The 7,849-nt window shown below is 53.6% G+C and carries 10 protein-coding genes; 7 read left to right on the forward strand and 3 right to left on the reverse strand.

All coding sequences use genetic code 11. The features are described from left to right. Positions 1–102: 102 nt before the first annotated feature. From AAE514_RS17940 to blaOXA, 3 genes are all read right to left on the reverse strand, one after another. Positions 103–549, reverse strand: a complete 447-nt coding sequence (locus AAE514_RS17940; protein ID WP_347332942.1) for a hypothetical protein — start codon at positions 547–549, stop codon at positions 103–105. Positions 550–661: 112 nt separating this feature from the next. Next, positions 662–1,423, reverse strand: coding sequence for a hypothetical protein (locus tag AAE514_RS17945; protein WP_347332943.1), 762 nt, complete (start codon positions 1,421–1,423; stop codon positions 662–664). Between the two features lie 189 nt (positions 1,424–1,612). Beyond that, positions 1,613–2,395 (reverse strand): class D beta-lactamase, encoded by a 783-nt coding sequence (gene blaOXA / locus AAE514_RS17950; RefSeq protein ID WP_347332944.1) that lies wholly within the window; start codon positions 2,393–2,395, stop codon positions 1,613–1,615. A 36-nt stretch (positions 2,396–2,431) separates the two neighbouring features. On the opposite strand from blaOXA, the gene AAE514_RS17955 reads away from it, so the two are divergent. The 7 genes from AAE514_RS17955 (at position 2,432) to AAE514_RS17985 (ending at position 7,808) form a co-directional block, all read left to right on the forward strand. Beyond that, positions 2,432–2,650 (forward strand): hypothetical protein, encoded by a 219-nt coding sequence (locus AAE514_RS17955; protein ID WP_347332945.1) that lies wholly within the window; start codon positions 2,432–2,434, stop codon positions 2,648–2,650. Between the two features lie 118 nt (positions 2,651–2,768). Further along, positions 2,769–2,975 carry a hypothetical protein gene (locus tag AAE514_RS17960; RefSeq protein ID WP_347332946.1) on the forward strand — a complete coding sequence of 69 codons (207 nt, stop codon included), beginning with the start codon at positions 2,769–2,771 and terminating at the stop codon, positions 2,973–2,975. Between the two features lie 480 nt (positions 2,976–3,455). After that, positions 3,456–3,734, forward strand: a complete 279-nt coding sequence (locus tag AAE514_RS17965; RefSeq protein ID WP_347332947.1) for a hypothetical protein — start codon at positions 3,456–3,458, stop codon at positions 3,732–3,734. 250 nt (positions 3,735–3,984) lie between these two features. Continuing rightward, entirely contained in the window at positions 3,985–5,256 is a 1,272-nt protein-coding gene (locus AAE514_RS17970; protein ID WP_347332948.1) for a hypothetical protein, read from the forward strand. 367 nt (positions 5,257–5,623) lie between these two features. Beyond that, positions 5,624–6,868 carry a site-specific integrase gene (locus AAE514_RS17975; RefSeq protein WP_347332949.1) on the forward strand — a complete coding sequence of 415 codons (1,245 nt, stop codon included), beginning with the start codon at positions 5,624–5,626 and terminating at the stop codon, positions 6,866–6,868. A 356-nt stretch (positions 6,869–7,224) separates the two neighbouring features. Continuing rightward, complete coding sequence (locus AAE514_RS17980) at positions 7,225–7,461, forward strand: helix-turn-helix transcriptional regulator (RefSeq protein WP_347332950.1); 237 nt, start codon at positions 7,225–7,227, stop codon at positions 7,459–7,461. Between the two features lie 5 nt (positions 7,462–7,466). Further along, the gene (locus tag AAE514_RS17985; protein WP_347332951.1) at positions 7,467–7,808 is read left to right on the forward strand and encodes a hypothetical protein; all 342 of its coding nucleotides are present in this window, start codon (positions 7,467–7,469) and stop codon (positions 7,806–7,808) included. The last annotated feature ends 41 nt before the right edge of the window (positions 7,809–7,849 follow it).

The raw sequence follows: 7,849 nt of genomic DNA on the forward strand, positions 1-7,849 counted from the left end.
TGTGGCAGAGAAGACATATTGGAAAACCCAAAAGACGGTGGCCTAAAACACTTGACCACTACACTTTGTGTCTTCTGTCAAATCAAGCGATACCGCTCTTTTCTAGACATTTCGACTGCTAAGCTTTGACCATTGCTGAAACGTACCAACCGCAAACAGGCCACCAATAAGCAGGCAAATCGCTGAACTTACGAGCCAAAATGTCAGGCTATTTTCCGGGAACATTGGCATTAAACTCACAAATGAAACACCCCGAAGCAAAAATATGCCGGTAATGAGTACTAAAGCCAACCTCATTAGCGGTAAACGCCTTATCGCGCCTGCACCCGACAATGCGTAGAGCGCCCAAATAGACAGTATTAGGACAATGCCGGAGGTGACGATTGTGGGATGCCAAAGCCCTTGCTCTGCCATTTGAGCCATCTGCTCACCAGCACCGAAAAAACGATACCAATCACCGCCGAACACAATACAGCCAGCGTGAGCAAGCGCTGCTATCGCGCACAAAAGCGCAGCAGCGAGTAAAAATTTATTACTATTAGAGCTCATTCTTGCTCCTTACCTATTTCACAGTTCATCCCCACGCGAATCAAAAATAACCAACGGCGGCATAAACTCTTCCGCGTAGCCTCCTCTACAAAGGCCCACCAGACCATTCTAGTCATTCATTGTCGAAAACAACAAAGCCATTAACTCTGTTATTTTGGCCCTTCTGGAAGCTCAGCTCCAGCTTGACTTGACCCTCAGATGGGGAAGAAACCCGGTAGCTTCCCTCGGTTACTATTTTATTGGAGTTAGGCGGTATGAACAGAGTTACGTTGTTCTCCATCGAAAAGTCACCACCCGAGCCTGACAGATCGAGCCCACTGACAAGAATACTCGGCGATTGCAGGCCATTGCACCATTCATCCTGACAGGGCTCGGCAACAATCTTTAGCTGTTCCGACGTCTTAGCACCAAAGTCATAGACCGCGCGGTTTACATGGTGGGCCTTCCACGCCTCCCCTCCGATCCTGCCCTGCATAGGCTGATCGGCGAAATCGTAGCAGTATTGCTTTTTGGGTTGCGCCTCCGCCTTTGCGCTCATGACCGCTGTCAACGTACCCATCAGGTCCACCCGCTGCTCACCATCAACCTCAGTGAGCATGGTAGGCGCAGTATAGTCCGCCAGGCATTCACTGGAAAACCGCACATTGACCCCACCTTCTGTCGTGCTGAGCACCTCGTATTGCCCTTCTTCCAACTCTATCGTTGAACCTTCGAGAAGCGCCGCAGCCTCTGGGTTAGCCAACAGCTTGCTCACCGACTCAAGGTCCCCAGACACCAAGGCGCTCCAGAACTCTTCAACCACAGTCGTTTCGACACTCTTCTGACCACAGCCAACAAGCAACCCAAACAACAAAACAATCCAAACCGTTTTCATTATGTTTCCTCTGGTAAAAGTGTAAAGACATCGAAAATTCGCAGACCCAAGAATGTCAAATACCGGCGGGTCGGCATACTCAAGTCTTTAAGCTAAAGGTTTGAATAACAGATAGTTCCGGGACCTCAGGGAGACGCCTGAAAGAATGATGATGTAGCCTATTATACAGGAATGCTTCCGGTCGGAGCCTCATAGAAGTCCTAGCGCCGTGAGGCTATCCCGTCCCAACTGAACCCGCTTCTTGGCGTCCAAGTCACTGACTATATCGATATTCACAGCAAAACTATACACCCTGTCTTGCTTCACGATCCATCCGACCCACCACCCAATTTCCGGGTTCGGGGCATCGGTCCAGCCGGTTTTGCCGTGCAGCGCCCAGTCGTCGCCCTGCTCAAGTAACGTTATGTCGCGTACCTGCTCTTGAAGCTCAGCCGGGTACGGGAGCTCGTTTTGAGCCAGGTCGGCCAAAAAAGCGGTCTGCTCGACCGCCGATATGGTTAATGGGCCGACCAGCCAAAAAGTGTCGACCACGCTCCCTATCTCACCGTTGCCGTAGCCCATCAACGCAATATTCGCCTTCATCCGTTCCAGCGTGATTCGACGAGAAAGCCCCTTGTAGACGGCCAAGTTCGAAATGGGCAGAGCGTCACGCAGCGACATATCCCTTTCCCACGCTGAAAAGCGCTGTGGCTCCCCACCATAGGGTAAGACCTGGTCTACGTCGGTAACCGCGCCCTCGGCAAGCCCAATGAGCGTATGTGGAACCTTGAAGGTTGAGGCGGGGATATACCGGGTCTCGGCGCGCGTGCGATCAAAACCCACCAATTTGTTCTCCGCCACATCGTACAGCACAAAGGTTCCCGTCACCCCGGCCTCAGAAAATAGCTTTTCAATGGCTGGGCTGTCCGTCCATTCGGCCGCAAACCCGTGACTGGTCGCTATTAGAAGAATGGCAGCAATAACTCTTTTCAAGAATAGTTCTCCAGCGCTTTATTTGGGCGCATTTGTATGGTGACCGACATTCCCAGACGAAAGCCGATAAGCGCTCAGCGTATCGCCTTGGGAGATTACAAGAAGCTGTCTCTGAACGGAATTATAGGCAATCAAGCTCGGAACATTGTTGGCGGACGCCGGCTCCAAATCCTGTTCGACCTGGCCCGTCCGGGCGTTAACGGCCACAACCCGCCCATTCTCGAACGCAAGTATCGCTTTTCCATGCCCCCCTAGCAACACCGCGTCAACGAGAACCTCATTGATTCCAGTCGTAGGGTGAATCGGGCGGGCGGAACGGGTACCCTATACTTTTCCAAACGCGGCTACCTTACCTGACAAAAGAGATTTTGTGATGTCGGACGAGATTTATCGGCTGGCTGAGGCCAGACAAAAGCGCGGCTGGACCAAACAGGAAATTGAAGCCTTTGCCGAACGGAGGGCTCGTGAGCTGCGCAGCGCCGCCGAGCGACTAGCGGAGCCAGAATACTTGGCGTCCGGGACCCAGAAAACAATCAGGGAAATGGTCGAGGACGAAAGTGACGAGCCGATGGCCCCGTGATACCGGAAAGCGGGTGCCCAGCGAGCACATGTCGTTTTAACGGACTATGCCGGCACACTGATGCAGCCTTTGTGACCCTGTTCACAATTGACCCGGCTGTCACTTAAATTTCTTTCTAGTCCGTGAGAGAAGAAGGTAAGAACACACTACCGAGACGTTGGGTGAGGTTAAACAAAAGTGTATCAAATCGCTAAACCATTCCAGCTAGGGCTATTCATAGCCGCGCTCTCAACTGTCTGTTCGCCGAAAGGTCAAGCAGAGTCTGAGACAGACTCAACGTTCAGTGAGAAACACACAGAAAGCGGCGCGGTCGCTCACGTGGCAGCTGATCTCAATGGAGACGGGGTGAGCGACCAGGCTACGTTGATTCCCTATAGCTCTATCGGTAAAAGACAAGCCCAAGGTTATGCGCTAGTCTCCGCATGGCCCTACCATTCAGAGGGCGCCCCTCCCTCTGAGCCCTCCAAGAGTGGACCGGTCGTGTTGATTATTGAGCACGGTTCGGGCGACGCCGAAAGCAAAGCGGAAGGTTTCCTACTTTATGATCCGAACGAAGTGTCTGTTCTGGCCACCGACGCTGCCACAGAGCTAACCAGCACAGAGGTGGAAGCACTACCGGGAAAGGGAGCAAAGTTAGCGGAGCTGCCCCAGGAGTTCACCGGAGAGGTTTTGATCCTGCCTACAGAGGCTGGAATCGACACCTATATCTATTGGACCGGCAAAACTTACAGGATACTAGAGCCTTTAGAGGTGCCGTGACGCGCCCAACAGCTCGCCAACGCCCGTATTGGAGGCTGTTAGGCTGTACAACAGATTTGCAGCCCACAACAGCTGTACCCAGTTTGTAAGTATATGTCCTTTGGCGCCCTATAGATGATTCACAAGCCATTGTTACAATAAATCGCAGTTGTTCGTATTTTCACTGGACAGATCCCTCTGTAATATATGATTTCAGCTTCTCTTTGAGAAGAGTCCATGATGAACAACAAATGGTGAAAAGGAGATTAAAATGCTAAACGGCGTAATAAAACGAATGGTTATGGGACTGTCGGTAGCGGTATTGGGTGTCATGACGCTCAACGCGTATTCCGCTGACTACAACGAATACGTAAGACACGTTGCCGACGTGGAATACAACATAGAAGCAATATACGAAGACAGCAGCAACCGATACATCATTACGGCTGCCAGCGAAGATGAAATCAAACCTGTTCTCCAGAATGTTGACACGGCCGCCAATGGCCTGAGGGACGCATTCAACGAGCTATACGGGTCGCTATATGGAGGCATACACGACGCAGCCGAAGACGCCTATGGTGACCTTACGGACTTCCACCTTGATATGGGTGACTTCCCCAAAGAACTCTCCCTGGAGCTCATTGGCCGTAGCAATGGCACCATCAAAGCGAAGCTCGGCCCGTTTCAGTTCGATCTGGACGCCAAGGCAGAAAGTAACTATGGCATCAATATCTGGTCGGCCAACGTGGTAGCGGATACGTCGTCCTTCTATGTGGTAGGTGACTATGACATTTACTCTGGCAATATGACCAACATGCGCTTGGAAAATTTTGGCATGTACTTGGACCTGAGCGCCAGTAGCGGTTTAGCCAAGCTGGCGGGCTTAAATGGCATAATTGAAGACGCCGTGGACGACATGGAGGCCGAGATTAAGACCAGCTTGCCACGCCAACTGAACGCCCTATCCTCAGCTCAGTACAAGTTGTTCGATATCGGCGAGGCCCTGCCAACGAACAAATACGTGGTGGCAGCCGGCATCGACCTTGCTCAGGAAGTGAAAGACTTGTTGAGCAGGAACGTGGACGGCCAGCGTCTCAAAATCTCCTTCTCCCGTCATTTCGTTCGCTACTCGTCCAACCGGTTCGTTAGCCCCGACAGTGGTTCCGACAGCTACTTCGCCGCTCATGAGCTTGAGCTGGAAATCGGTTCCCACGTCCGTATTACCATGTGGAATATTCCCCATTACGGGCTAACGCGGGCCACAGAGTGTAACTGGGGAGAGTGCTTTGCGCCTGTACCCACGGCGGATTCGCCGGATACCAATGAAGGCTACTTCGATCTGGAAATGATTTCCCTGGAGCCCACCTCTCCGCCCCCCGCCAGTACACCCAGCGGCAGTGCCTGTAGTTGGAGTTCGACGCCGTCATACGGCAATGGCATGGGTGGCGTCACTTATTACGAATATCCGCCCATTGGTCCGTGCGAAGACAGCGTAAAGAAAGTGACCAACAACAATGGAAGCATAACCATCGAATACGACTAGCAGCTTGTGGGAAACGGCTTTCCCTCAGCGTTGTAATCCGGGTTGCGGCACACGACGCAACCCGAGAGCGAACAAGCAAGCACCAACAAAAAAGCCCCGAGCTTTCGCCCAGGGCTTTTTTGTTGGTGCTTGGTGGAGCCTAGCGGGATCGAACCGCTGACCTCAACACTGCCAGTGGGATTTAGCGGTATTTCTGGGTGAACAGCCACGAACAAAAATAGACCAGAATGGTCACATTACCCCTTTAATATCAATGACTTATAAAGTTCACTGTTATTCATTCGCCAATATTGCTCGCCGCCTTTGTACATTCAATTTGGACTTAATATGGACTTAAGTTTAAAATCGGCCACCAAGGAGGGCCCCTATGCAAGCCAAATTGAACGCCAGTACCGTCAAGCGCCTGACCGGCGAAGCCAAACCCTATGAAGTGGTCGATGCCGAGATCAAGGGCTTTCTGATGCGGGTCCAACCCACCGGCCGCAAAACCTTCTACTTCTCCTACCGGAACGACGCCGGAAGGCGCAAGCGAATCAAGCTTGGCGTATTGGGCTCCTCTCTGACGCTGGCGCAAGCCCGAGATATGGCCATCACCTATGCCGGTAAAGTGGCTGCGGGGGCCGACGTGCAGGGCGAGCGTGCCACCGCCCGTCAGTCCGCCAGGGAGCGGGCCAAGAACAACCTGGGCAATTTCATGGAGGAGCACTATCTGCCCTGGGCACTGGCCAACCTCAAAAGCGGCCAGCAGACCGTGGACACCGTGAAGCGCTCCTTTCGGGACTACCTGGGCGCCCCACTGGTGGATATTCAGCTATCCAAGATTGAGCGCTGGCGAATCAGCAAGCTCAATGACGGCTTGAAGCCCTCCACCGTCAACCGAGTGGTTAACGCCCTTCGAGCCGTACTAACCAAAGCGGTAGAGTGGGAAGTGATTACCGAGCACCCACTGGCCAAGCTCAAGCCGATTCGCATTGATGGCGCAAAGAAGGCCCGTTTTTTGAGCGACGGGGAAGAGGCCCAACTCTATCAGGCGCTGAAAGACCGGGATGAGGAACTAAAGCAAGGACGAACCCGAGGCAATCAACACCGGGCGGAGAGAGGCTATGATCTGCTCCCCGACCTGTCCCATTTCGCCTACGGGGACCGAATGACGCCCCTCGTGATCCTGTCCCTGAAAACCGGCATGCGCCGGGGCGAGCTGTTCGATCTGACCTGGGACGCCGTCGATCTCCCCAACAAGGTAATTACCGCCCACGGCGATACTACCAAGTCCAGCAAGACCCGGCATATCCCACTCAGCCCCAAGGCCATTGAAGCGATTGAGAACTGGCGGCGTCAAGCGCCCCACCAGATCGGGCGAGTCTTCCCCGCCGACGACGGCGGACGCCTAGACAATGTACGCAACTCCTGGAGCACGATTCTGGAGAAGGCCCAAATCGAGAACTTCCGCTGGCACGATATGCGCCACGACTTCGCCTCCAAGCTGGTGATGCGCGGCGTGCCCCTCAATACTGTCCGGGAGCTGTGCGGCCATGCCGACCTGAATACCACCCTCCGCTACGCCCATTTGGCCCCCGACCACAAAGCGGATGCCATCGCCATGCTCGGTTAACTCTCGCTCTCGGACCCTCTTTTTGACTCACTCGTGGAGGGGTTCAAGCCATGAACCCCACACGGTTATCCCTCCCGGAACATCGGAATTCATCAAAAGCGACTCCTCTTTTATAGAAAGCAACCCACTATTTACCCCTGTTTGCGGGAAGCGACCTGCCGTACACGTTTAAGCGAAGTTTGACCGAACGGGGACCGAAGATCTAAGCGAAATCGCGTCAGATCGGACCAAACTACGGGACCGTCTAGACCAAACTACCAAAAATTTTTTTGACCGAACTGACCGAACTCTTGTTGACCAGTTGAGCGAACTGCGATGTAAAGTCCCTATCCAGTAACCACTACTGGAGCACAACCATGACAACTCAAGTACAACCGAAAGCACTAACAGAACTGGAAGCCGCCAAGTACATCGGCATGAGCCGCTCCTTTCTCGCCCAAGCCAGAATGGACGGTGTAAGGGACAACCGAACCCCCGCCCCACCCTTCATCAAAATCGGTCGCTCGGTCCGCTACCTGCGGGAAGACCTGGATAACTGGCTGAACCACTTCATGAAGCTTGAGCATCTTGGTCAAGCCGTCAACGCGAGGTGAGCACAGTGGAACCGATCAGCGACGCCTCAGCGGGCAAGAGCGCCAGCGTTGCCCAGAGAAACAGCGCCAACCGTGGGTTGATACCCTTGGAGGAGATCGGCACGGCTGAATGCCGGTCCTGGCGCAAGAGAATCACCCAGTACCTGGGGGAGTTCAGGCCCGCGATAGAGAAGCGTTACCAATACCTGGCAAGCACGGAAGACTATGTAACGGCCAACCAATGGCTGGCCAAGACAATTGAGCGGATGGACCTCGGGCAAACCGGCCTAAAGCTGGATAGCCCGATGGAAGCTGTGAGGGACTATGCCAAAGCCAAGGCCAGGGGTGTTAATGGCCATCTAAACTGACCCACCTCTGGCCAATAATTTTGACCCACCCCAGGTGGCTT

Source organism: Marinimicrobium locisalis (assembly GCF_039822625.1).
GTDB classification, from domain to species: domain Bacteria; phylum Pseudomonadota; class Gammaproteobacteria; order Pseudomonadales; family Cellvibrionaceae; genus Marinimicrobium; species Marinimicrobium locisalis.

Excerpts from the sequence above, each read along its gene's own strand:
- AAE514_RS17960 (WP_347332946.1), top strand. The coding sequence starts at position 2,769 with ATGTCGGACGAGATTTATCGGCTGGCTGAGGCCAGACAAAAGCGCGGC.
- AAE514_RS17970 (WP_347332948.1), top strand. The coding sequence starts at position 3,985 with ATGCTAAACGGCGTAATAAAACGAATGGTTATGGGACTGTCGGTAGCG.
- AAE514_RS17975 (WP_347332949.1), top strand. The coding sequence starts at position 5,624 with ATGCAAGCCAAATTGAACGCCAGTACCGTCAAGCGCCTGACCGGCGAA.
- AAE514_RS17940 (WP_347332942.1), bottom strand. The coding sequence starts at position 549 with ATGAGCTCTAATAGTAATAAATTTTTACTCGCTGCTGCGCTTTTGTGC.
- AAE514_RS17955 (WP_347332945.1), top strand. The coding sequence starts at position 2,432 with ATGGTGACCGACATTCCCAGACGAAAGCCGATAAGCGCTCAGCGTATC.
- AAE514_RS17945 (WP_347332943.1), bottom strand. The coding sequence starts at position 1,423 with ATGAAAACGGTTTGGATTGTTTTGTTGTTTGGGTTGCTTGTTGGCTGT.
- AAE514_RS17980 (WP_347332950.1), top strand. The coding sequence starts at position 7,225 with ATGACAACTCAAGTACAACCGAAAGCACTAACAGAACTGGAAGCCGCC.